Source organism: Rhodanobacter sp. Soil_C_14 (assembly GCF_057657335.1).
This window is the reverse complement of sequence record NZ_JBDGIQ010000005.1, coordinates 177,273-201,470: the sequence shown is the minus strand read 5'-3', so window position 1 is coordinate 201,470 and position 24,198 is coordinate 177,273. Positions and strand designations below refer to the sequence as shown.

Genomic DNA, 24,198 nt, shown 5'->3' with positions numbered 1-24,198 from the left:
CAGGCGGAATCTTTGCGGGAATATACGCCTCGACAACCGCGGTTTCCGCTCATGCCGTCGCGAATCCGGAAGCAAATCACCGCAGACGCGGGCATCAGCCGGCAGCGGCCTCAACCGCGACCGGGATCGTCCTGATCCAGATCAGTGGCCTGCCGCGACGCGCGGCGTATGTTGGGCTTCCTTTCCCGACGAGCCCGCCCCATGTCCAGCGACATCATTGCAGAACAGAACACCCACCTTTTCGATGCGCGCGGGGTGGCCCGCCGCTTCCGCCATTCGGCGATCTTCGGCGCGATCGGCGCGCTGCGTTCGGGCGAGACGATGCGCTTCGTCAACGACCACGATCCGATTCCGCTGATCGCCCAGTTGCGCGAACGCCTCGGCGACAACCTCAGCGTGACCTACCGCCAGCGCGATGCGGACGCGGTGGTGATCGACTTCGGCATCACCGGCCTGCCGGTGGAGTGATGCGCTACCCGCCCTTCTTCGACGAGGCGCCGGCGATCACCTTGCGCGATCCGCTGGCGGACCTGCTTGGCGCCGCCGACGACGGCCTGATCGACTACCGCTACATCGACGCCGTGCGGCTGGCCGGCCACTCCTGTCCCACTGTGGCCGGCGCCTGGCTGATGGCGCGTGCCGCGCTGCGCGCGCTTTATCCCGATGGCCCCGCCGAACGCGGCGGAGTCAGCGTGGAAATGAGCGGCGCGGAAGACGAGGGCGTCAACGGCGTGATCGGCCAGGTGTTCACCCTGGTCACCGGCGCCGCCGCAGCCAACGGCTTCCACGGCATTGCCGGCCGCTTCGCCCGGCATTCGCTGTTGCACTTCTCCACGCCTGACGCAGGTGCAGGCCTGCGGGTGCATCGACGCGACAACGGGAAAAGCGTGTCGGTGGAGCTGGATCTCGGCGATGTCCCCGCGCCGGCCAGCCTGCGTCCGCTGCTGGGGGCAGCGCTCGATCCGCAGGCCACGCCGGAACAGCGCGCGGCCTTTGGCCAGGCGTGGCAGGAGCGGGTGAAGTGCCTGCTGCTGGAGCATGCCGACGATCCCGCCGTCGTTCGCGTGACGCGGTTGAACTGAGCGCGGCGCGCCTCAGCTGGCCGACGCGCGCAGGTCCTGCCAGACCGTGCCCGACTGCCGTGCCTCGCGCTCGTGCTCCTCGTCGCGCCAGCTCTCCTGCAGCGCGGCGTCATACCAGCGGCGCATGCCGGGCAGCGCCAGCAGCCGTTGCGCATACTCCGAGGCTGGCGCGCCCAGCTGCAGGCCGTAGCTCTGGATGCGGAAGGCCACCGGCGCGAAGAATGCATCGACGGCGCCGAATTTCGCGCCGGCCAGGAACGGTCCGCCAAACCGTGCCAGTCCTTCTCTCCACAATTCATCGATGCGTGCGATGTCGCCCTGCAACGCCGCCGGCAGCTCTTCGGGCAGGCGGATGCGCAGGCCGCAGTTCATGCCGCACTGGTTGCGCAGGGCCGCGAAGCCCGCGTGCATTTCCGCGGCGGCGCAACGCGCCCAGGCACGCGCGTCCGGATCGGATGGCCAGACGTCCATATGCCGCTCGGCCAGGTATTCGGCGATCGCCAGCGAATCCCACACCACGCGCTCGCCGTCGTGCAGGCACGGCACCTTGCCGCTGGGCGAGAAGGCGCGGAACGCCTGCCAGCTGGCGCCGTTGCCCTGGGCAAACGTCACCAGGTGTTCTTCGAACGGAATGCCCAGCTCGCTGAGCAGCAGCCACGGCCGCAACGACCACGACGAATAGTTCTTGTTGGCGATGTGCAGCTGATACATGTGGCCAGTCCTCCCGGGTCAGTCAGTTCTGTTCGCAGGTTTCGATCGGCGGCGCGACCCGCACGGGCCGCCGCCGCGCGTTGGCCAGCACCACGCCGCCGATGGTGACCGCGCCGCCCACCAGGATCAGCGCGTTCGGCACCTCGCGCAGCCACAGCCAGCCGATCAGCAGCGCGATCGGCGGCGACAGGTAGATGAAGCTGCTGACCTGCGATGCCGAGGCGCGGTTCACCGCCATGTTCCAGGCCAGGTAGCCGATGAAGGTGGGCGCGATGCCCAGCCACAGCAGCGCGCCGATGTGCGACCACGACGCGGCCACCAGCGCCTGCGGCAGATGCCAGCCGAACGGCAGCGCGCCGAGCGTGCCGGCGAACATCGCGAACGCGGTGACGCCGACCATGCTGCTGCGGGCGAACAGCGCCTTCTGGCCCACGAAGAAGATCGCCGAGACGGCGACGCAAACCAGCACCAGCAAGGCATGCGGGTCCACCTCCACCCGCTGCCCACTGGCCAGCACCACCAGCACCGTGCCGAGCAGGGCCAGCGCCAGGCCGATCCAGGTACGCAGGGTCAGCCGCTCGCCAATCCAGAACGCCGACACCGCCGCGGTGGCCGCCGGCACCAGCGAGATCAGGATCGAGGCGGTGCCGCTGGCGATCCGCGTCTCGGCGTAGTTCAGGCACAGGTGATAGACGGTGAGGCCGAGCACGCCGAGCAACGCCAGTTGCGGCCAGTCACGCGGCGCCGGCAGGGGTACCCGCTTCACCCACAGCAGGACGGCGAAACACAGCGAGCCGGTCAGCAGCCGCGCAAAGGCCACCTCGCCCGGCGTGAACGAGGGCAACGCATAGGCGATCGCGGCATACGCCGACGACCAGGTGAGCAGGGCGATCGCGATGGCCAGCAGCGCGCGGCCATCGAGACGTTCAACGGTACCCATGGGGACGCATTCCTGAAACGGGGAAGTGCGCATCCTAGTCTTGCCGGCCGCGCCGAGGAATAATGCACCGAAGCGTTTTCGCGCCGTTTCGCCAGCGATCGAATCCATCGATGGCTGACCTTGCCTTGGAATCGAAAGTCATGGAATCAAAGCTCGAACTGGACGCGAAGGACTGGCAGCTGCTCGAAGCGCTGCAGCAGGACGCGCGCCTGGGTTACGCCGAGCTGGGCCGCAAGGTGCGGTTGTCCGCACCGGCGGTCGCCGAGCGGGTGAAGCGGCTGGAGGAGGCCGGCGTGATCAGCGGCTACCGCGCCACGGTGAACCCCCGGCGGCTGGGCTACGGCATCAGCGCGATGATCCGGTTGCGTTGCGACGGCGTCACCTGCGCGCGCATCGGCGCACTGGTGGAGGACATCCCCGAGGTGCTTGAGTGTCGCCGCCTGGCCGGCGAGGATTCCGCCCTGCTGCACGTGGTGGCGATGTCGATCGGCCACCTGGAATCGGTGCTCGACCGCCTGCTCAAGACCGGCGCCAGCAACAGCACCACCACCCTGATCGTGCTGCAGACGCCGCACGAACACCGCCCGCTGACCCGCGCGATGTGGAACGCCGCACTCGCCGCGTCACGCGACTGACCCTCTCCCCTGCGACCCATCCCATGACCGACAAGCCCACCACCCCGCCCCCTTCGACCACCACCGACGCGCCCGCCGATCCGCAACGCCGCCGCCTGCTCGGCGGCCTCGCGATGGCCGGTGCCGCGCTCGGCGTGAGCGGTTGCCAGCCGTTCGGCGAGCGCCGCGCAGCCACGGCGCCGGGCGCAGGCGACGCGGCACTCGATGCGCAACTGCGCCAGCACATCCATCACGTGGTGGTGCTGTACGCCGAGAACCGCAGCTTCAACAACCTGTTCGCGAACTTCCCCGGGCTGGCGCAACCGCTGCAGGCGCTCGACTCGCCCGCCTACCGCCAGCGCGATCGCGATGGTCGATTACTCGACGAATTGCCGCCGGTATGGGGTGGCCTGGCGCCACACGCGCAGACCGTCGACGGCCGCCACTACCAGATCGGGGAAGACGCGATCCGCGGCCTGCCCAACCGTCCGTTCGTCCTGCGCACGCCCGAGGGCGACGCACTGCCGCACGGGGTGATCACCCGCGACCTGGTGCACCGCTTCTACGAGAACCAGCTGCAGATCAACGGCGGCAGGAACGACGGCTTCGTGGCCTGGGGCAACACCGGCGCGATGACGATGGGCCACTACGGCGACGGCGCGGCCAACCTGCGGCTGTGGAAGCTCGCCGAACAATTCACCCTGTGCGACAACTTCTTCATGGGCGCGTTCGGCGGTTCCTTCCTCAACCATCAATACCTGGCCGCCGCGCAGCCGCCGTATTTCCCGCACGCCGACCGGCACCCGGCGAAGATCCAGATCGCCACCGTCGAAGGCGACGACCCGACCGGCCTCCAGCGCGTGATGGCCGAGGATTCCCCCGCCAGCGCGATGCAGGGTCGGCCGGAGTTCGCCTCGCGCGATGCACTGACGCCGGACTTCTGGGCGGTCAACACGATGGGGCCGGCCTACGCGCCCGCCTTCAGCCACGACAAGCGCGACCCGCGCTTCGCCGATCCGGACAGCCACAACACCTTGCCGCCGCAGGTGCACGCCAGCATCGGCGATGCGCTGTCCGACGCCGGCGTCAACTGGGCCTGGTACGCCGGCGGCTGGCAGCTGGCGCTGGACGGCCATGGAGACGGCGACCACAAGGCGTTCCCGGAAATACCGAACTTCCAGATCCACCACCAGCCGCTCAACTACTTCCGCAGCTTCGCGCCGGGCACGCCGGCACGCGCGCAGCACCTGCGCGACGCCGGCGTGGGCAACCGCGCCGACAGCAACCACTTCATCGCCGCGATCGAAGCCGGCACGCTGCCGCCGGTGTCGTTCTACAAACCCCAGGGCGACCTCAACATGCACGCGGGCTATTCCAGCGTGGATGCCGGCGACGAACACCTGGCGCAGGTGGTAGCGGCGCTGCAGAAAAGTCCGCTGTGGCCGAACATGCTGGTGGTGGTCACCGTGGACGAGAACGGCGGCTGGTGGGATCACGTGGCGCCGCCGAAGGGCGATCGCTGGGGACCGGGTTCGCGCATCCCCGCGATCATCGTGTCGCCCCACGCGAAGAAGGGTTTCGTCGACCACACCCTCTACGACACCGGCTCGATCCTGCGCTTCCTCACCCGCCGCTTCGGCCTCAAGCAACTGCCCGGCCTGAAACTGCGCGACGCCTCGATGATCGCCGCCGGCGGCCCGCCACCCGGCGACCTCACCGCGGCGCTGCAGTTCGACGCCTGAGCCCCTCCCGCCCCCCCCTGCAGGCAGGGGGAGGAGCAAAGCGAGCCCCCCCCGAAACTCCATCGCCGCCGTGACACCCTCCCCTGCTCCGCAGGGGAGGGCAGGGGTGGGGTCCACGCCGCGTCGAACTTCATCGAAGCCGATTTCCCCGTAAGCTGCACCTTTCCAGCGACACGCCAAGATCCCCATGCGCGACTTCTACCCTGCCATCGAGCCCTACCAGACCCATCGCCTCGCCGTCGATGCGATCCACACCCTGCACGTCGAGGAATGCGGCAACCCTGACGGTTTGCCGGTGGTGTTCCTGCACGGCGGCCCCGGTGCCGGCCTGTCCGCCTATCACCGTCGCTTCTTCGATCCGGCGCGCTACCGCATCGTGCTGTTCGACCAGCGCGGCGCCGGGCAGTCCACGCCATTCGCCGAACTCACCGACAACACCACCTGGCACCTGGTCGCCGACATCGAGACGATCCGCGAACAGCTTGGTATCGAGCGCTGGGTGGTGTTCGGTGGCTCGTGGGGCTCCACGCTGGCGCTGGCCTATGCGCAGACGCATCCGGAGCGCGTGCTCGGCCTGGTGCTGCGCGGGATCTTCCTCGGCCGCGAACCGGAACTGCGCTGGTTCAACGAAGTCGATGGCGGCGCTTCGCAGATCTTCCCCGAGCGCTGGGCGCGCTTCCTCGCCTTCATTCCCGAAGCCGAGCGCGACTCGATGCTGGAAGCCTACTGGCGCCGGCTCACCAGCAATGACGAGGCGACCCGGCTTGCCGCAGCGCAGGCGTGGAGCGCGTGGGAAGGCGGCAGCACCACCTTGCTGCACGATCCCCACGGCGGCGGCGACTTCGAGGACCCGCACAAGGCGGTGAGCCTGGCGATCATGGAAGCGCACTACTTCCGCCACCGCATCTTCCTCGAACCGAACCAGCTGCTGCGCGACATCGAGCGCATCCGGCACATCCCCGCCACCATCGTGCACGGCCGCTACGACATCATCTGCCCGATGACGAGCGCATACGACCTCAGCCAGGCCTGGCCCGAGGCGGACCTGCACGTGGTGCTGGCCGGCCACAGCGCCACCGACCCGGCGATCGTCGACCAGCTGGTGCAGGCGACGGATCGGCTGGCCGACCGCTACGCCTGAAGCGCACCGTCATCGTTCCCCGCAAGGCAAACCAGGGAGTGTCCATGCGCGTGCTGGTCACCGGCGCCTACGGCTTCATCGGCGCGCACATCGTGGCGGCGCTGGTCGCGGCCGGCCATGACGTCGTCTGCGCCGTGCGTGGCGCGCGTGTCGACACGCGCTTCCCCGGACTCGACGCGATCGCCTGCGACATGGCCCGCGACGTGCGCAGCGAGGACTGGCTGCCCCGCCTCGCCGGCATCGAGGCGGTGGTCAACTGTGCAGGCATCCTGCGCGAGCGCGGCGCGGACAGCTACGCGGCGGTGCACGAGCAGGCGCCGCTGGCCCTGTTCCGCGCCTGCGTGCAGGCCGGCGTGCGGCGGGTGATCCAGGTCTCCGCACTGGGCGATCCCGCCGACGGCGAGTTCATCGCCTCCAAGCATCGTGGCGATGCGGCGCTGGCCGCGCTGGAATTGGACTGGCTGGTGCTGCGCCCGTCGCTGGTCTACAGCGCACATGGCTCGTACGGCGGCAGTTCGCTGCTGCGTGCACAGGCCGGGCTGCCCGGCCTGCTGCCCCTGCCCGGCCGCGGCGCGCAGCCGCTGCAGCCGATCGCCGCCGAAGACGTCGGCCTGGCCGTCGTCGCTGCGCTGGCCCGGCCGCAAGTCGCCCGCGAGATGCTCGAACTGGTCGGCCCCGAGGTGCTGACCCTGCGCGACTACCTGCTGGCCTGGCGACGCTGGCTCGGCTTCGGGCGCGCATACGCGCTCGCCGTGCCGATGCCGCTGGTGCGACTGGCCTGCGCGCTGGGCGAACACCTCGGCAACGGCCCGCTCGGCAACACCATCGGGCGTATGCTGGAACGCGGCAACGTGGGCGCTGCCAATGCCGTCGTCCAGCTGCGCGAACGCCTCGGCCTGCAGCCGCGAACGCTGCAACGCGCGCTGGCCGAAGCGCCCAGCCACGTGCAGGACCGCTGGCATGCGCGGTTGTATTTCTGCCTGCCGCTGCTGCGCGTATCGATGACTTTGCTGTGGATCGGTTCGGGCGTGGTCGGCTGGCTGACCCCGGCAACCGACGTGGTGGCCGCCGCGCCCGGCAGTTCACTCGCCGCCGGCAGCCTGCTCGCGCTGGCGCGCACCACCGCCAGCGCCGACCTGCTGCTGGGCACGCTGTGCCTGCTGCGCTGGCGGCCGCATCTGGTGCTGGGCCTGATGCTGGCGATGCTGCTCGGCTACACCTTCGGCATCGGCATCGCCTGGCCCGTCCACTGGCTGGACCCGTTCGGCGGCCTGCTGAAGAACCTGCCGCTGATCGCGGCGCTGGTACTGCTGCTGGCGACGGAACAACGCCGATGAATGCCTACGTGCTGCTGAAAACCGTGCACATCCTCTCGTCCACCCTGCTGTTCGGCACCGGACTGGGCACGGCCTTCTTCATGTGGCTCACCCACCGCAGCGGCCAGCTCCCCGCCATCGCGGTGGCCACGCGGCTGACCGTGCGCGCGGACTTCCTGTTCACCACGCCGGCGGTGATCGTGCAGCCGCTGTCCGGCTACCTGCTGATGCGCCTGATGGGTTTCGACCTGCACACGCCGTGGCTGCAGGCCGCCATCGCGCTGTACCTGCTGACCGGCGCCTGCTGGCTGCCGGTGGTCTGGCTGCAATGGAAAGCGCGCAACCTCGCCGCCGCCGCACTACGCGACGGCACCGCCCTGCCGCCGGCCTACCATCGCTGCATGCGTACCTGGTTCGCGCTGGGCTGGCCAGCCTTCCTCGCCGTGATCGCCACGTTTTGGCTGATGGTGGCGAAGCCTGTGTTGTGGGGCTGAATTGAATTCGCCCAGCATCTAATTCAGAAAGATAATGGCCAACATCGTAGCATATAGCAGCATTCCAACAGCGAAAACTATCCTGATTGCCAAAAGTAAAGACTTGACCCCAGGCTCCAATCTGGCAGTCTTCCTAATTGGCAAGATGTACTTCATCAAGATCAGAGAATTTCTGTTAGAGAAATTTTCCTCCGTGATTCCTTCGTCAACCTTCCTTATCTTATCAATAAATATATTTGCGAGAATCAAATATATGATGCTCGTCAGAAACCCAAAACAGAAAACAATTGAGATCATGCCGTCACAGCTCCAAAGCATTTATAGCCAAATGCAGCATTAAAGCTATCAGTTGAGAAAATCCCCCTCTCCGCAGCAAAACCCAAGCTGCTGATTTAATTACCCTCACCCCATTAAATTGGCAAAGCAATGAACAGGTGGAAACAAATATTTTTAAACTTGACTTTCGACATGCCGCGCACTCCAACCTCATGACTCACTCAAGGGATTGGAGGCTGAGCCCCATTCATGAATCCATCTCGATCAACCAGTACATCGCGCGCGAACTTATTGGCCAGTGCGCGCATGATGTAATAAATCTGAGTCTCCCTGGCTGGTATAAAACGTCATGGCGCACTCGGATAAGCTATAACTTATTATGATATCTCGATCACTTTCAATGAAATCATCATCTTTGAAGGTATAAATCATTCCGTGAGTATCTTTAGGGCAGCGCTTGAACCGCAGATCAAGGCTGTCGCGCCTATCGACCGAAAACGATGCCCTGCCATCCTGATCAGTAGCTGCCTTGCTAATCAGATACCTTTTCGAGGCAATTCCGAAAAGATAGGTTTTCCATTTGAACAGGGAAATTTCCTTATTTGCCAAGGGGCGGCCATCGTCCTTGTTGAGGACTTGTACATGAACTACAACATGGCGATTTTCACGGGATGGAGCGACGCCAGGGAAAAACGCAAGCATAAGGGTGACAAGAACGACGGCACTCGCCATCATTGATTTCATGAGCAAATCCTCGCGTTGAACAAAGGTAATTCAACAGCCCCTGCCCGCCCTTGGCTGCCGCCCATCGTCATACCGGCCGTAGCCTACAACCTCACGCTGGCGACCGGCTCGCTCATCGGTAGCTCGCATGCCATGCGTTGAAATGCCCGGCAGGCGCGATAGAACACCACGGCAACACCTACTGGCTGACAACTCCCCCGCAAGAAACGGATATCGCGAACCCGTCGGGTCGACCAGCATCGGCGTCGCCCTAGCCGCGACGGAATTTTCCATGCTCACGCTGTACGACTACCTGCCCTCTCAGAACGCCTGGAAGGTGCGCCAGTTGCTGCATCATCTCGATCGGCCGTACCGCACGGTGCCGGTCAGCATCTTCGAGGGAGAGGGCCAAAGCGCGGAATATTGGCGCATCAGTCCGACCGGCACGGTGCCGGCGATCGAGCTGGACGATGGTCGGGTGCTGGCCGAGTCGAATGCGATCCTGATGTATCTCGCCGACGGCACGCCGTACCTGCCGGATGATGCGTTCGGCCGCGCCAGGGTGCAGCAGTGGTTGTGCTTCGAGCAGGAGCGGGTGGAGTCGGTGATCGGCGCGCTGCGGCACTGGACGATGACCGGCAAGCTGGCACGGCGCCCGGCGGAACTGATCGCGACGAAACGCCGCGCCGCCACGCGCACGCTTGCGATCCTGGAGAACGAGCTGGCGACGCGGCCGTTCATCGCCGGCGGCGACTACGGCATCGCCGACATCGCGATCTTCGCCTATGCTAGCCGCGCCGAAGAGGCCGGGCTTTCGCTCGCTGCGTATCCGGACTTCCGCGCATGGGTGGCGCGGGTGGAGGCGCAGCCGGGCTTCCTCGCCGAGATGTACTCGTACGCGGTCGACCCGCATTCGTCGCGCGAGCTGCCCTGAGCTTTCGTCACGGGCGGCCACTACCGCGGCAATGGCATACTCGGGGTTTTCCGGCCCGAGAGTTTCTCCATGCGACTTCTTCCCGCCTTCGCCTTCGGCGCATTGATCCTGCCGCTGGCCGCTTACGCCAACGATCCGAATTCCTACGCGCAGCCCGACCAGGTGCGGGTGACCCATCTGGATCTGGACCTCACGATCGACTTCCCGCACAAGCAGCTCGACGGCCAGGCCACGCTGAAGCTGGACTGGAAGAATCCCCAGGCGCAGTCGCTGGTGCTGGACACGCGCGACCTGAAGATCGCGAAGATCGAGGCGCTGGCCGCCGACGGCAAGGCCACGCCGCTGAAGTACGCACTGGCCCCGCGCGACAAGCAGCTGGGCAGCAAGCTGACGATCACCGCGCCGAAGCACCCGGCGCGGGTGCGCATCGTCTACACCACTGCGCCGACCGCCACCGGCCTGCAGTGGCTGACCCCGGCGCAGACGGCGGACAAGAAGCTGCCCTTCATGTTCTCGCAGTCCGAATCGATCCACGCCCGCTCGTGGGTGCCGCTGCAGGATTCGCCGGCGATCCGCTTCACCTACGACGCCCGCGTGAAGGCGCCGAAGGACGTGCGCGTGGTGATGAGCGCGATCAACGACGCGAAGCATCCGCTGGACGGCGACTTCAAGTTCGACCAGCCGCATCCGATCCCGTCCTACCTGCTGGCGATTGCCGCCGGCAACATCGCGGTGAAGGAAACCGGACCGCGTTCGGCCGTCTATGCCGAGCCGTCGGTGGTCGACAAGGCCGCGCACGAATTCGAGGACACCGAGAAGCTGATCGCCGCCACCGAACAGCTGTACGGCCCGTATGCCTGGGGCCGCTACGACATCCTGGTGCTGCCGCCGTCGTTCCCGTACGGCGGCATGGAAAACCCGAACATGACGTTTGCCACGCCGACCGTACTGGTCGGCGACAAGAGCCTGGTGTCGCTGGTGTCGCACGAGCTGGCGCATTCGTGGTCGGGCAACCTGGTGACGTCCGCGGCGTGGCGCGACATCTGGCTCAATGAAGGTTTCACCACCTACGTGCAGGGCCGCATCACCGAGGCGGTGTACGGCAAGCCGCTGGCCGACGAGGAGGCGCTGCTGTCGGCGCGCGCGCTGCAGAAGAGCATCGGCGAGATGCCGGCCAACTCGCAGAAACTGGCGCCCGATCCGCGCGGGGTGGGCGCCGACGATTCGCTGTCCGACGTGGCCTACGACAAGGGCTCATGGTTCCTGCGCACGCTGGAGCAGCGCTTCGGCCGCGAGAATTTCGACGCCTACCTGAAGGGCTACTTCGCCCACTTCGCCTGGCACAGCATCACCACCGAGCAGATGCTCGACTACATGAAGCCGAACCTGATCGAGAAGTACCCGGGCAAGGTGAGCTGGGACGAGGTGAAGGCCTGGGTCTACGGCGAAGGCATCCCGAAGGATGCGCCGCTGCCCGAGTCCCCGCGCTTCAACGCGATCGACAAGGAGCGCAGCGACTTCCTCGCCGGCTCGCTGGCCGCAGGCTCGCTCGATGCGAAGGGCTGGAACACCCAGGAATGGATGTACTTCCTCGACCGCCTGCCGGACGCGCCGCCGCTGGCGAAGATGCAGGAACTGGACGCCGCCTGGCACCTCACCGGCACGCCGAACGCGGAAATCGGCATGCGCTGGTACAGCCACGCGATCGCCGCCGGCGACAAGGCCGTGTGGAGCGCCGCCGCCGAGCACATGACCCGGATCGGTCGCATGTACCTCACCATGCCGCTGTACCGGGCCTTCGTGAAAACGCCCGAAGGGCTGGCCTATGCCGAGCAGGTCTACGCGAAGGCGAAGGACGGCTACCACCCGCTGACCCAGCAGGTGGTGGAGAACATCATCGCCAAGGCGAAGAAGGCGAAGCAGCCAGGCTGACCCCACCCCAACCCTCCCCTGCGAAGCAGGGGAGGGAGTCATTCCCGCCACGACCGACACGAACCCCATGCCGCCATCGACAAACACCGCCACCCCGCTCTGGAAACGCATGCTGCTGCGCCGGCTGAAATTCCTGGCGTGGCTGGTCGCGTTGCTGGTGATCGTGCTGGGCGGCAGCTACCTGTTTGCGCCGCAATGGCTGCTGCAGGCGAACATCAAGCGCGAGGCGATGGCGGCGCACCTGGAGACGCATTCGGTGCAGGCGGGCGATACGCGCTGGGTCTACGACGAAGGCGGCGAGGGTCCCACCATCGTGTTGCTGCACGGTTTTGCCGCGGATCGCAGCGTGTGGCTGAAGATGGCCAAGGAGCTCACGCCGCACTTCCACCTGATCATCCCCGACCTGCCCGGCTGGGGCGATTCCTCGCGCGACAGCGCCGCCAGCTACACCGTCGAGGCGCAGGCGGCGCGGCTGGACCGTTTCGTCGGCACGCTGGGCCTGCAGCGTTTCGTGCTGGTCGGCCACTCGATGGGCGGCGCGATCGCCGCGGTATACGCCAGCGAACATCCGGAACACGTGGCCAGCCTGGCGCTGGTCGACGCGTTCGGGCTGAAGGGCAAGCAGAATGCGTTCGACCGCGAGGCACTGGCCGGCAGGAACCCGTTCGTCTACGACGATCGCGCCGGCTTCGAGCGCGCCACCTCGCTGGCGTTCGAGCAGCCGCTCGACCTGCCGGGGCGCTTCGTCGACGTCATGGTCAAGCGCAACCAGCGCGACCGGGCGTTCATCGAACGCAACTTCAATACGCTGCGCGACCCGTCGGAATATCTTTCCGTGCAGAACCGGCTGGGCCAGCTGGGCATGCCGGTGCTGGGCTTGTGGTGCCACGACGACCGCATCGTCGACATCTCCGCGCTGGACAGCCTGCGCAACGGCCTGAGTGCCTCCAGCGCGATCAGCAGCAGCACCATCAACGGGTGCAACCACATGCCGATGCTGGAAAAGCCCGGGCAGACCGCGCAGATCCTCACCGGCTTCGCCCTGTCGCACTGACCGGACGGCGGGTGTCGACGGCCCGGGAATACTGAATAGACACCGTTAATGCGGCCTGGTTGTCGTGAATTGCGCGTGACAACATGGGAGAATGCCGTTATCGCGCCCCATTCCGGCGTATCCATGCGTGGCAAGGGAACAATGCAACGACCGATGAACCAAAGCCTCTGGCGCACCGGCGTGGATGCCATCGTGCGAATGTCCTCGACCCGGACCAACTACTGGGCCGAGGTGGCGATCGACAGCGCGTTGTGCCTGCTGCTGCTGGTACTCGGCTGGCAACAGCACGACGGCGGCGCGCTCACCGCGCTGCTGGCGCTGGGGCTGGGCCTGTTCGCCTTCAGCTTCATCGAATACTTCTTCCATCGCTGGCTGTTCCACACGCGCATCCCGCTGTTCACCCAGGGCCACGACCTGCACCATGCCCGGCCGCTGGGCTACGACTCGCTGCCGTTCTTCCTGCCGCCGGTGGTGTTGCTGCTCCTCGCCGGCGTGTTCGTGGCGATCATGCCGACCGGCTTCGCCCTGCTGCTGGCCAGTTCGATCACCTTCGGCTACATCCTGTACGGCCTCAGCCATTTCATCATCCACCACGTGCGCTTCAAGCAGCCGCTGCTGCGTCGCTGGGCCGGGGCACACCACGTGCACCACTACCATCCCGACACCAATTTCGGGGTGACCTCGTCGCTGTGGGACGTGCTGCTGGGCACCAAGTACGTGCGCCAGCCCAGGAAGGGCTGAACGCGCGGGAGCTTCCCCGCGCCGGTTTTTCCGCTTGCCCGGAGCAAGCCGTGGCGATGGGGTCGAGCGCCCCGGAACGACGGCCTTCAGAAAACGCCGGGAACCAGCGCCTTCACCCGCCGCATGTAGTCGGTATAGGCCGCGCCGAACTGCTCGCGCATCCAGCGTTCCTCCAGGCGCAGTTTGTACCAGAACGACACCGCCACGATGGCGAACGCGAGCAGGCCACGCCATTCGCCCAGCGCCACTGCCGTGCCCAGGAAGGCCAGCAGCAGGCCGGTGTAGATCGGATGGCGCGCCAGCCCGTAAGGGCCGCTTTCGATCAGCTCGTGGTCCTGCTTGACCTGCACCACGGCGCTCCAGTTGTTGCCCAGCACGTGGCGCGCCCAGCAGGCAAACAGCAGGCCCGCCGCGGTCATCAGCGTACCCAGCGCCACGACCCAGCCGGCCGCGGGCACGAAGCGCGCCGCCAGCACGCTGCCCCCGTACAGGCGGCCCGGCTCCAGCAGCAGCGCCGCCAGCAGCAGCGGCAGCCAGTATTTGAGGAAGCGTGACCCGGCCGGCTCCGTGCGACGGGTGTTCTTGACCTTGCGTGCGCTCCAGATCCAGTACGCCACGAAGAGAATCCACAACGCATTGAGCACGCTCTGGGTCGGGAATGGCATGGTCTGCTCCACGAAGTGTCGACTGCCGCGTTGTCGGCAGGCCGGGATGATCAAGGTATCCGCGGCAGCCCGCAAGGCGGCCTGCGCCGAAAGCCGGCTCAGTCGGCCACGTCGTCGACCAGCCGGTCGAGTTCGGCCTTGAGGATGGCGCCGTGCTGGCGCAGCCAGTCACGCTGCTCGCGCCAGCCGGGCAACAGGTTTTCCACCTGGGCCCAGAACCGCGGCGAGTGGTTGCGCACCTTCAGGTGACACAGTTCGTGCACCAGCACGTAGCGCAGCGCCGCCGGCGGCGCCAGCGCCAGCGCCAGGTCGAGGTTGATGCGGTCGCGCGTATCCAGGCTGCCCCACAGGCTTTTCATCGGACGGATGCGCAGCGACGTGGGCGCCAGCCCCAGCAGCGGCACGTACGCGGCCAGCCAGCGCGAGACATCGCGGCGGATCAGCGATTCCAGGTGCGAGGCCAACAGGCCGCGGGCGATCGGCAGCGCGCGGGTGTGCGGGCGCGGAATCACCAGGGTGAGCCCGTCGCCATGGGCCTCGATCCGCGGATACGGACCTTCCGCCCAGTCCAGCGCCGCCGTCTCGCCGCGCAGCGGGAAGTTGCAGGGATAGCCCACCCGCAGCGGCGGCAACGGCTCGACGATCAGGTTCAGCTCATCGAGCTTCTGTTCCAGCCACTCGGCATGGTTGCGCAGGAAGGCGTTGACCTGGGCCGGATGGGTGCCGACCGGATAGGTCACCCGCGCGCCCTGCGGTGTGATGGTCAGTCGCAGGCGGCGCGCACGCGGATGGGCGGACTTCAGCACCCGGATCAGGCTGCCGCCCACCGTGGCCAATTCCAGCCAGTCGCCTTCCAGATGCTGCGCCATGATCCTGCCTGCTCTTGCCTGGGCTCATGTAGATCGAACGGGGAACACCGCTGCCGGAAAGCGGCGGGGTTCCCAGTATGGCCCGGGCGAAGGTGAAACGGGTATGGATATTTCGTTCAGCTATCGGCCGGGCGCGGCAGGCCGAACCACTCTTCCAGTTTGCCCAGCAGGCGCTCCAGTTCCAGCGTCAGCAGGGCGAAACTGGCGTCCAGTTCGGCCTGGGCGTCCTGCTGGCTGTCGCCCATCTCGTCCATCACCACGTCGAGGAACTTCAGCTTGCGGATGATCAGGTCCTCGCCCAGCACGAAGCTGATCCGCTCATCGAAGGTGAGACCGAGCATGAACACCTGCTTGCCGTTGCGCAGGTGCTCCTTGACCTCTTCGGCGTCCAGGTCCTGCCGGCGGCAGCGGGCGATCGCGCCGGTGGCGGTGGCCGGGTCGCGCAGCTCGCACTCGTCGCCCAGCGCCAGCCCGGCCGGCAGGTTGCCGGTGGCCAGCCAGTCGGTCATCAGCACCCGCGGGCCTTCTTCCGGCGCCAGCGGCACCGCGGGGAAGCTGCCCAGCGCCTCGCGTACCTGGCTCAGCGCGTTCTCGGCCGACTTGCGGCTGGAGGTGTCCAGCACCAGCCAGCCGTTCTTCTTGTCGACATAGGCCGACATCCGCGACTGCCGCACGAAGGCGCGCGGCAGCAGTTCGTTGAGCAGGTCTTCCTTGATCCGCTTGCGCTCGCGGCCGCCGACCTTGCGACCCTCTTCCTCGGCGATCTTCTGCACCTTGCGATGCAGCTCGTCGTTGATCACCGCGGCAGGCAGCAGCTTGTCCTCGCCGCCCACGGTGAGCAGGGTGCATTTCTTCACCGAATGCGTGAGCGGCTCGCCCTCGCCGCGCCCGATCGGCGGCACGAAACCCTTGGTGAACATTTCCAGCGGCCCGCACGGGCGCAGGCGATGCTCGGCCAGCGCCTCGTCGAGGCGGTCGAGATCAGTGGCAACGGCGGGGGAAAAACGGAACAGGGTGAGATTGCGGAAGAAGACGTTGCTGCCTGTGGCCATGCATGAAAACTCGGTAGTTGAAGGGCACGCAGCCGGAGCAGGTCGCGTCCGGCGCAGACCTTCCGATGAGATGCGGAAGTCCGCGCGAAGGATGCCGACGCCTCGCGGCCGCCATGCTGACCCCGAACTATAGCAGCGAGGGTGCCGACCGGCCGGGGCCGGTCACTCCCGCGACGAACGGCCACCGTCGCGGCGGCGGCCCGGCATCGCGGGCGCGAGCAGGCGGGCGTCGTCGAAGTAGGAAACCCGCAACTGCAGTCCCCGTGGCGAGTAGCCGATGAAGGTGGTGCCGGAATGCGGGTCGCAGGCGTGGACGTAACGCGCCGCGAGCAGGGCACTCTCCAGTTCCACCAGCACGCCAAGGGCCTCGGGAATGGCGAGCTGCGCCTCATGGGCCTGCAGGATGTCGCAGGCGCGCCTGAAGAACGGCACGGTCTGCCGCTGGCCGCGAAACCCCGGCGCGAAGAACTGGCGATAGAAGTACATCGGCTGGCGCAGCCGTGGCAGGGTCCGGATGACGGCGGTGCCCACGGCGCAAATCGCGCCGTTCGCGTCGCGGCCGATGCATACCGCCTGCTGCCCGCGCGTGGCCGCACTGGCCGGATCGGCAATCGCGCCGGTCTGCGCCCACAGGCCGGACAGCTCGGCGATCAGCTCGGGCGAGACATTCCGCCAGACCGGAATGATCTCGAAGGAGGGATCGGTATTCGGGCGGACGTCCGCGGATGGTTGCGACATGGCTGGTCCCTACTTCGCCGCCGGCGACGCCGGCGCCGGTCGCAACGCGGCCAGCCGGCGGATCGCGGCCACGTACTCGGCGAAGTTCAGCGATCCGTTGCCGTCGGCGTCGAACGCGGCCAGCGGCGGAGCGGCTGCACCCGCGCGCCTGACCAGCATCAGCCTGGCGTATTCGCTGGCGTCGATGGAGCCACCATGATCGGCATCGACCCGCCCGAACTGTTCGCGCAAGCGGATTTCGAGGGTCATCAGCCGCTGCACGGCGGCGTATCCCGCCGCGAACTCCTGCGGCGACAATGCGCCGTCCTTGTTGGCGTCCACCGCGTGGAAGATCGACGCTGCCGTCGTCGCCGTCGTCGCCGGCGGCGTCAGCGGACCGGTGGTGGCGTCGCCTGCCGCGGCGGTGGACGCGGCGGACGTGGCCGCACTGGCTGCGCAGAGCACCAGGGCGGTCGCCACCGTACCGGGAAGCTTGCCCAGGCTCATGGAGCGGCCTCCGCGCCTTCGAGCTCGGACTCGAAGGTGATCAGCTCGCGGATCTCCGCCGTGCGCAGGCCGACCACCATCGCATTGCGCACCTTGGGCAGGAAGCAGATGTCGAAGATCTCGCTGATGTCGCCCTCGAAGCGGATCCAGTTCAGCACGTCACCGTTGCCCAGCGAGACGATCTGCACGCCGCACCAGGGATCGGCGTCGCGCTGGCGCAGTTCCTCGTCGAGCTGCAACCCTTCGAAGCGCTGGTTGCGCGGCTTGGAAAGCCCGATGGCGGCGACGTTGCCGATGATCGACAGGCCCCGCGCAAAACCGGGCACGAAGGCCAGTGGCACGAATTTCCGTTCCGCGAAATCGACCCAGCCGATGTGGCCGGTGCCGGCGTTGAGCAACCACAACTTGCCATTGGCCCAGCGCGGCGAGTGCGGCATCGACAGGCCTTCGCAGACGATCTCGTTGGTGGTGATGTCGATCACCACGCCGCCGTCATGGCGCCGGTCGCGCCAGCCGTCGACGCTGTCGCTGCGGCACACCGCCGTCACGTATCGCGGCTCGCCATCGACCATGGCCAGGCCGTTGAGGTGGCAGCGATCCTCCGGCGCCAGCTTGCTGATGAAGTCCGGCTTCCAGATCGCCTTGAAGCTGTGCGTCTGGCTGAGTTCGGCCAGGCACGAATAGCGCGTGTTGACGAACACCACCTTGCCGTTCCTGCGGATGCCGAGCTCGTGGATGTCCAGATCGCCGATGGTCTGCGCGTTGCGCGGCACGTAGCACTTGTCGAACTGCTGGTGGATCGACTCGCCCGGGCGCAACACGTTCTCGAAGCGCCACAGCTGATAGAGGCCGCCGAGGTAGAGCCGCTGGGCGTTGCCGACGATGCCCATCGCCCGCTCGAAGATGCGCTCGAAAAACGACACGCGTCCCTTGGGATCGCTGCCGACCAGATACAGGCGCCCGCTCTGGTAGGACGATATGGCCAGCGAAAGCTTGTTGCCGGCGAGCCAGCTGGCGAGGCCGCGCGAACAGCTCTTCTCCACTTTCAGGTTCATCAGGTCGAGCGCCGGCTTGCCCGCTGGCGACGGTGGCGCCGGCACGGCGGCGGCCACGGGCTCGGCGTCCACTGTCTGCAGCACCGCTCCGTTGTCGTTCTCGTCGATGGATTCCGGGCTGCCCTGCCCCGGGATGGCTTTCTTGACCACGATTGCTACTCCTCGCGTCCGCCCCGGCTGTCGGGGCGGACTTCAAAAAACTGCGCGGCCGGAGGTGTCCGGCCTTACCAGCTGTAACGCACGGCCAACTGGCCACCCAGAACGTTCTGCAGCGCGCCGCCATCGGTCCAGTTCACGCCACCGGTGAGCGACAGGCCGCCCCGACGCGCACCCAGACCCAGCTCGACCATCGCGCTGGTGCCCCGGGTGCTGGTGGAGCCGAGCAGGCCGCCGTTGATCGCGTAGCTGTGGTTGCCCCTGAATTCGCGCACGGCATTGACCGAGCCATAAGGGGTCCAGCTGAAGCGCGTGCCCTGGATGGTCTTGTCGAAAGCCAGGCCGGCGCGGCCCCGCGACGACACGCCACCGTGATCGACGAAATCCGACTGCTGCAGGTCCAGCGACGAGATGCCGTCGATGCGGGTGCGGGTGTACTGCAGCTGGGGCATGACATGGACACCGGCCAGGGTCCACGCGGTGACGCCGGCCTCGACGTTGAAGACCGCCGCGTCGGCATCCGTGGTGGTGGCGACCATCCCCGAGCGCAGGTGCGCCTTGATGCCGGTCCAGCGCTGCGAAACGTCGAAGTAGAAGCTGTTGTCCGCCATCCACGTGCCGTACAGGCCGAACGTCCTGCCATCCAGGTGATCGGAGCCGCTGCCGTCGGCCATGCGCTGGCTGCCATCGGACTTGCCGATCAGCACGCCTGCCGACAGATGGTCGGACAGGCGCGTATCGAGCCCGAACTCCAGGCCCCGATTGGTCTGGTGGAACGCGGCGCTGCCACTGGCGCCGAAATTGCTGCGGCTTCCCGGGCGGATGTCGCCGCTGTCGGAGAACGTGCGCACCCACGGCGCCAACCCGCGCTTGCCCTGCTCCGGCACCACGCCCATGCGTTGACGCCAGGTGCCCACTTCCGCATTGACCAGGCTCTGCGCACCCGGCGTCAGGGCGGACGCCAGTGAACCGGCAGCGTTGAGGCCGGTGACGTCCATCACCAGCGATGTCGTGCCACCGGCCGTCTTCAGGCCGAAATCCAGCGCAACAAAACCCCGGGCCTGCGATTGCGTCTGGCCCAGCGTGAAGCTTCCGCCCAGGGTGCCGCTCGCGGTGACCAGCGGAATGTCGACCGTGGGCGTGGTCGGCATGTCGATCAGGTTCACGTTGATGACCTGGCGGGTCGAATCGATCACGTTGCCATCGACGTACAGGCGGTCGCCGGTCTGGTGCAGCCCGCTGACGTCGACATCGAGCGAGCCCTGGCCGGCGAAATCGCCTGCCACGGTCAGCACGTCGTCCGGCGCGCCATCCACGAAGCTGATCACGCCGTTGTTGGACACCGGAAACGGGTTGTCCATGTCGATCAGGTTGGTGGCGCCGGACACGCTGATCGTGCCGAAGTTGTCGAACGTGTTGCCATTGACGTATCCGCCGAGGCTGATCGAGGAGTCGGCCATGAACAGCGTGCCGCGATTCACCACGTGGTCGTCGCCCGCCCCGAAATCGGAGCTGCCGATGGCCTGCCAGCTGGCGCCGGCCGCGTTGTCGAAGCGGTCATCGAGGTCGCCGGTGACGACCGCGCCGACCATCGAGCCCTGGTTGGCGATCGTGGCCGTCGCACCGATGCCGGAGGAGACTGCGATCCGCTTGCCGTCACCGTAGGCAGCGATGCTGCCGGTATTGGTCAGCACGTTGGCGCCGCGGGCATCCATCGACACCGCGGTGGCGGTGGCATCCGCACCGTAGGCGGCTGCGCCGATCGTTCCGCCGTTGTCGATGCGGATGCCCGCATCCTTCCAGCCGACCGATTCGATGCCGATGGCGGTGGCCATGATCGTGCCCGTCGCCTTGGCCAGGATGCTGCCCTGGTTGTCGATCGTCGCGGCGAACTGGCCGTTGTCGGCGTTGCCGTAGGCACCGGCGGCGAACACGCCGCTGGCACTGGCCGTCCCGCCGGATGCGATCGCCTCGAAGCTGCCGCTGTTCTGCACCGTCGAGTAGCCGTAGACGCTGTTGGTCAAGCCACCGACGGCGCGTGCGTCATCGGCGTCGGCGCTGGCGCCGATGTGCCCGCTGTTGGTGATGCCCGAAACGAAGGCACCGAGCACCGAGGCGCCGTAGCTCTGTCCGCTGCCACCGTGCGCGGTGGCCACCGCCATGATCCCGCCGCTGTTGTCGAGCGAAGCCGTGCCGGCGTCGGGGGTGAACGTGGGGTTGGAATAGTCGCAATAGCCGTTCTCGTCGCAGTCCACGTGGTACTGCTGGTGCAGCGCAAACGCGTAGCTGCCGACCGCGAACGCGTGGCCGTGGTCGGACCTGGCGGTCGACTGGATGGTTCCGGCATTGGACGTGCCCGAATCGTAGTGCGACAGCACATAGGTTCCGAACGAGTTTGCGTAGCCGAAGTCGGCCGAGGCGGCGGCCTCGATGTCGCCGACGTTGACCACCTCGCCGGTCTGGATCGAGGAATAGGCACCGACGGCGCTGCCCCAGGCACTGGCCAGGCTGCGACCTTCGTTCGCGCCGCCGTCGGCGGTGACGACCGCGTGCGAGACGATGCTGCCGGCGTTGTAGGTGACGCCGTGATCGGTGCCGAAGACATGGGTGCCGAAGGCAACCGCGCGCCCACCGTACTGGTCGCTGGCCAGGCTGGCGGTGCTGGCGGAGGCCACGATGCTGGCGCCCGCATCGTTGGCGACATGGGTGTAGTACTTGCCGCGCCCCATCACGCCGTAGGCGCCGACGATGCCCAGCTCGCTTTCGGCCACGGCGGAGATGTCGCCGGCGTTCTCGACCGTGGCGGCGTACTTGGCATACGTGCTCACGCCGGTCGCGCCCGCGCCGGCATTGAAGAAGGTGATGCCGTTTTCCGCCACCGCGTGGGCCGCGATGTCGCCGTGGTTCACCACGGACACGTTGCCCCGATAGTTGGCGATGGCGTCGACGGCCAAGGCGCGGCTGGCGCCGTAGTAGCCATGCACGCCGTCGGTATAGGCGTGTGCGCGGGCGTATGCGCTGATGTTGCCGTCGTTGGCCACGGCGACACCGTAGAGTCCGCCGGCTTCGACCGCCACCGCGCCGACGCCGCCGAACAGGGTGGCCTCGGCCGTGGCGGCGATGGTGGCGCCCGCGGCATTGTCGACCGTGGAAGTCGATCCGAAAGTCTTCAGCGCGGTCGCGGCGACGATGCCGCCAACGAGGGACGCGTCGGCTGTGATGCTGCCGTCATTGCTGATGCCGGCTTCACCGCCGCCATAGGCGAATCCGTACACCTGGGCGCCGGTGGCATACGCGGTGGCAAGCGACACGTAGGCAATGCCGCGCCCCGCCTGCGACGTGGCGCTGATGTCGCCGTGATTGACGATCATCGCCGTGCTTCCGCTGTGCGCGTACGCACCGATGGTCACCGAGTTGCCCGCGCCCGACTGGGCGCTGCTCGCGATCGAACCGTCGTTGTCGATCTCCGCCTGGCCGTAGCCGTAGGAACCGGACTGGGCGATGGCGCCCCAGGCCGACGCATAGCCCTGGCCGGTGATGGCCGAGGCGCCGACGTCGCCCGTGTTGGTCACCAGCGCTTCGCCGTAGCCGGCGGGATTCACCGCGCGCACGCCAATCGCCTTGGCCACCAGGAAGCCGCCGGTGTCGTCGATGTCGGCCAGCGCGGAGCTGGTGACGGAAACCGAACCGCTGTTGTCGACGATCGCGTCGTAAATCGTGGCAAACGTGTAGACGCCCACCGCCACCGCTTCATATTGACCGTAAGGCGCCACGGTGCCGGACGCCGTCACGGTGATCTGGCCGGCGTTGGTGGTGGCCGCCTCGAAATACGACTGGTTGACCACGCCGGCGGCGGTCGCCTGGGCGCCGGACGCCGTGGCGGAAATCGTCCCCAGGTTGGTGGCGTAGGCGTTGTAGATGCCGATCGAGTTGACCCCGGTGGCGTCGGCCACGCCGGCATAGGCGGACGCCTGGGCCGAGAGGTCCCCGGTGTTGTAGAAGGACGCCGAGCCCGAATGGCCGTAGGCATACGTACCGGTGGCGCTGGCTGCGCCACCTACCGCCTTGGCCGTGGCGCTCACGTCGCCATAGCTGTTGATCGCCGTGTTGGTGCCCTCGGCGTGCAGGCCGGTGGCCTTCGCGACGCCGGCGGCGCCGGCGGTGGCCGTGGCGCTGGCGTTGCCATCGTTGAAGATGCTCGCCACCGCAGCGACCACCAGGTCGCCGGTGGCCTGCGCGTAGCCGCCGATGCCCGCCACGGCGCTGGCGTCGACGTCGCCACCACTGATCAGCAGGCCGACCCCGCTGTAGCCTTCGACCACGGCGCCATACGCCTGCGCGGATCCAACATCGCTCTTCGCGCTGGCGGTGATGCTGCCGTCATTGTGCAGCGTGCTGACATCGCCGCCCACGACATAGGCGCCGACCGCTACCGCCACGCCATAAGCGGCGTGGGCGGTGGCAGCGATCGTGCCCGGCGCGTCGTTGTAGAGGTAGGACAAATGATTCGAGCGGTTGCTTGCACCGTAGGCGACCGCATCGCCCGTCGCCGCGTCGGCATCGGCATCGACGTCACCGCTGTTGTCGAGCGTGCTGCTGTAGTCGCCGAAAGCGTCGATGCCGATGGCGCTGGCGTAGCCGCTGACCTGGACGCTGCCGCTGTTCTGGACGTTTGCGTAGCCATAGCTGACCGCCGACGCGACGATGCCGCTGGCATCGCCGTGGGTCGAGTCGGCGTTGATCACGCCTTCGTTGCTGATGGCGAGCTGGCCGTAATAGCCCAGGCTTGTTGCCGCGATTGCGGTAGCACTGCCGTCGTAGGCACTGGCGCCGATCACGGCCCCGGCAAGATTGTCGAACTGGACGCTGCCATAGTCGGAGAACACGCTGGCGCCGATGACGTCATGACCGCCGTCGGCGTCACTCGCGAGCACGCTGCCGCCGTTGACGACGGTCACGTCGTGAACGCCGCCGATGTCCATCGCTTCGGCATCATCGGCGGTTACCGCCGTGCCGATGCTGCCGTAGTTGGACACCCGGGTCGTGGCATCGGAACCGTAGGCATGAATGCCGTCGGCGCCCCCGGTCTGGATGCCGCTGCCGGCATTGACCATGATGGAAATGTCACCGGCCCACGCCGCGTCGATGCCGATGTAGCCGGCGTCCGGATGCACGCTGCTCGGCAGCTGGTCACCCAGCACGACCGTCAGGTCGACCGGCGGGATGAAACCGGCATCGGGAATCGGCTGGCTGAAATCGCCGTTGCAGGCATACGTGTTGCTGACGGCGTCGTAGCTGCAGGTGCCGGTATCGGCAGCCCAGCTGGCGGTGGGCGCAAACAGGGTCAGCATGGTGGCCGATACGGCCAGGGCCGCGCGAATCGCGCGACTGATGGGGGCAACAGGGTGGCTGGCAAGTACGCGCGTTCTGCGCGATGCGCCGCGCTGCGTGGAATGGTTCATGGTGTCCCCGACAAT

Annotated in this window: 21 protein-coding genes; 11 read left to right on the top strand and 10 right to left on the bottom strand. The window is 67.1% G+C overall.

Annotated elements, in window-relative coordinates; all coding sequences use genetic code 11:
• Nucleotides 1-201: 201 nt before the first annotated feature.
• A complete protein-coding gene (locus AC3A56_RS13410; protein ID WP_204110360.1) occupies nt 202-468 on the top strand; it encodes a DUF2249 domain-containing protein in 267 nt (88 codons plus the stop codon).
• Nucleotides 468-1,082 carry a hypothetical protein gene (locus AC3A56_RS13405; protein WP_487770648.1) on the top strand — a complete coding sequence of 205 codons (615 nt, stop codon included), beginning with the start codon at nt 468-470 and terminating at the stop codon, nt 1,080-1,082. Before AC3A56_RS13410 ends, AC3A56_RS13405 begins: the two co-directional genes overlap by 1 nt.
• Nucleotides 1,083-1,094: 12 nt before the next feature.
• On the opposite strand, the gene AC3A56_RS13400 is transcribed toward AC3A56_RS13405, so the two are convergent.
• Together AC3A56_RS13400 and AC3A56_RS13395 are read right to left on the bottom strand one after the other, a co-directional pair.
• Nucleotides 1,095-1,793 (bottom strand): glutathione S-transferase family protein, encoded by a 699-nt coding sequence (locus tag AC3A56_RS13400; RefSeq protein WP_487770647.1) that lies wholly within the window; start codon nt 1,791-1,793, stop codon nt 1,095-1,097.
• Nucleotides 1,794-1,815: 22 nt separating this feature from the next.
• The gene (locus AC3A56_RS13395) at nt 1,816-2,733 is read right to left on the bottom strand and encodes a DMT family transporter (protein ID WP_487770646.1); all 918 of its coding nucleotides are present in this window, start codon (nt 2,731-2,733) and stop codon (nt 1,816-1,818) included.
• A gap of 140 nt (nt 2,734-2,873) precedes the next feature.
• On the opposite strand from AC3A56_RS13395, the gene AC3A56_RS13390 reads away from it, so the two are divergent.
• The 5 genes from AC3A56_RS13390 (at nt 2,874) to AC3A56_RS13370 (ending at nt 8,040) form a co-directional block, all read left to right on the top strand.
• On the top strand, nt 2,874-3,368 hold the full coding sequence (locus tag AC3A56_RS13390) for an Lrp/AsnC family transcriptional regulator (RefSeq protein ID WP_056716064.1): 495 nt from the start codon (nt 2,874-2,876) through the stop codon (nt 3,366-3,368).
• Between the two features lie 23 nt (nt 3,369-3,391).
• Nucleotides 3,392-5,089, top strand: coding sequence for an acid phosphatase (acpA, locus tag AC3A56_RS13385; protein WP_487770645.1), 1,698 nt, complete (start codon nt 3,392-3,394; stop codon nt 5,087-5,089).
• 187 nt (nt 5,090-5,276) lie between these two features.
• A complete protein-coding gene (gene pip, locus AC3A56_RS13380; protein ID WP_487770644.1) occupies nt 5,277-6,230 on the top strand; it encodes a prolyl aminopeptidase in 954 nt (317 codons plus the stop codon).
• Between the two features lie 44 nt (nt 6,231-6,274).
• Nucleotides 6,275-7,567 carry an NAD-dependent epimerase/dehydratase family protein gene (locus AC3A56_RS13375; protein WP_487770643.1) on the top strand — a complete coding sequence of 431 codons (1,293 nt, stop codon included), beginning with the start codon at nt 6,275-6,277 and terminating at the stop codon, nt 7,565-7,567.
• Nucleotides 7,564-8,040: a DUF2269 family protein gene (locus AC3A56_RS13370; protein WP_487770642.1), complete on the top strand. Its 477-nt coding sequence runs from the start codon at nt 7,564-7,566 to the stop codon at nt 8,038-8,040. Before AC3A56_RS13375 ends, AC3A56_RS13370 begins: the two co-directional genes overlap by 4 nt.
• 564 nt (nt 8,041-8,604) lie before the next feature.
• Here the strand turns inward: AC3A56_RS13370 and AC3A56_RS13365 are convergent.
• On the bottom strand, nt 8,605-9,060 hold the full coding sequence (locus tag AC3A56_RS13365; RefSeq protein WP_487770641.1) for a hypothetical protein: 456 nt from the start codon (nt 9,058-9,060) through the stop codon (nt 8,605-8,607).
• Between the two features lie 271 nt (nt 9,061-9,331).
• Between AC3A56_RS13365 and AC3A56_RS13360 the strand changes: the two genes are divergently transcribed.
• The 4 genes from AC3A56_RS13360 (at nt 9,332) to AC3A56_RS13345 (ending at nt 13,700) form a co-directional block, all read left to right on the top strand.
• Nucleotides 9,332-9,973, top strand: a complete 642-nt coding sequence (locus AC3A56_RS13360) for a glutathione S-transferase family protein (protein WP_487770640.1) — start codon at nt 9,332-9,334, stop codon at nt 9,971-9,973.
• A gap of 69 nt (nt 9,974-10,042) precedes the next feature.
• Entirely contained in the window at nt 10,043-11,905 is a 1,863-nt protein-coding gene (locus tag AC3A56_RS13355) for a M1 family metallopeptidase (RefSeq protein ID WP_487770639.1), read from the top strand.
• 109 nt (nt 11,906-12,014) lie between these two features.
• Complete coding sequence (locus tag AC3A56_RS13350; protein WP_487770747.1) at nt 12,015-12,959, top strand: alpha/beta fold hydrolase; 945 nt, start codon at nt 12,015-12,017, stop codon at nt 12,957-12,959.
• A gap of 153 nt (nt 12,960-13,112) precedes the next feature.
• Nucleotides 13,113-13,700 (top strand): sterol desaturase family protein, encoded by a 588-nt coding sequence (locus tag AC3A56_RS13345; RefSeq protein WP_487770638.1) that lies wholly within the window; start codon nt 13,113-13,115, stop codon nt 13,698-13,700.
• 86 nt (nt 13,701-13,786) lie between these two features.
• Here AC3A56_RS13345 and AC3A56_RS13340 read toward each other — a convergent pair whose 3' ends face one another.
• From AC3A56_RS13340 to AC3A56_RS13310, 7 genes are all read right to left on the bottom strand, one after another.
• Complete coding sequence (locus tag AC3A56_RS13340) at nt 13,787-14,365, bottom strand: methyltransferase family protein (protein WP_487770637.1); 579 nt, start codon at nt 14,363-14,365, stop codon at nt 13,787-13,789.
• 98 nt (nt 14,366-14,463) lie between these two features.
• A complete protein-coding gene (locus AC3A56_RS13335) occupies nt 14,464-15,234 on the bottom strand; it encodes a M48 family metallopeptidase (protein ID WP_056713596.1) in 771 nt (256 codons plus the stop codon).
• A 116-nt stretch (nt 15,235-15,350) separates the two neighbouring features.
• Nucleotides 15,351-16,286 (bottom strand): recombination-associated protein RdgC, encoded by a 936-nt coding sequence (locus tag AC3A56_RS13330; RefSeq protein ID WP_487770636.1) that lies wholly within the window; start codon nt 16,284-16,286, stop codon nt 15,351-15,353.
• A gap of 162 nt (nt 16,287-16,448) precedes the next feature.
• The gene (locus AC3A56_RS13325) at nt 16,449-17,024 is read right to left on the bottom strand and encodes a hypothetical protein (RefSeq protein WP_487770635.1); all 576 of its coding nucleotides are present in this window, start codon (nt 17,022-17,024) and stop codon (nt 16,449-16,451) included.
• Nucleotides 17,025-17,033: 9 nt separating this feature from the next.
• Nucleotides 17,034-17,510 (bottom strand): EF-hand domain-containing protein, encoded by a 477-nt coding sequence (locus tag AC3A56_RS13320; RefSeq protein ID WP_487770634.1) that lies wholly within the window; start codon nt 17,508-17,510, stop codon nt 17,034-17,036.
• On the bottom strand, nt 17,507-18,715 hold the full coding sequence (locus tag AC3A56_RS13315; RefSeq protein ID WP_487770633.1) for a TIGR03032 family protein: 1,209 nt from the start codon (nt 18,713-18,715) through the stop codon (nt 17,507-17,509). Before AC3A56_RS13315 ends, AC3A56_RS13320 begins: the two co-directional genes overlap by 4 nt.
• A gap of 74 nt (nt 18,716-18,789) precedes the next feature.
• Complete coding sequence (locus tag AC3A56_RS13310; protein WP_487770632.1) at nt 18,790-24,072, bottom strand: autotransporter outer membrane beta-barrel domain-containing protein; 5,283 nt, start codon at nt 24,070-24,072, stop codon at nt 18,790-18,792.
• Nucleotides 24,073-24,198 lie beyond the last annotated feature (126 nt).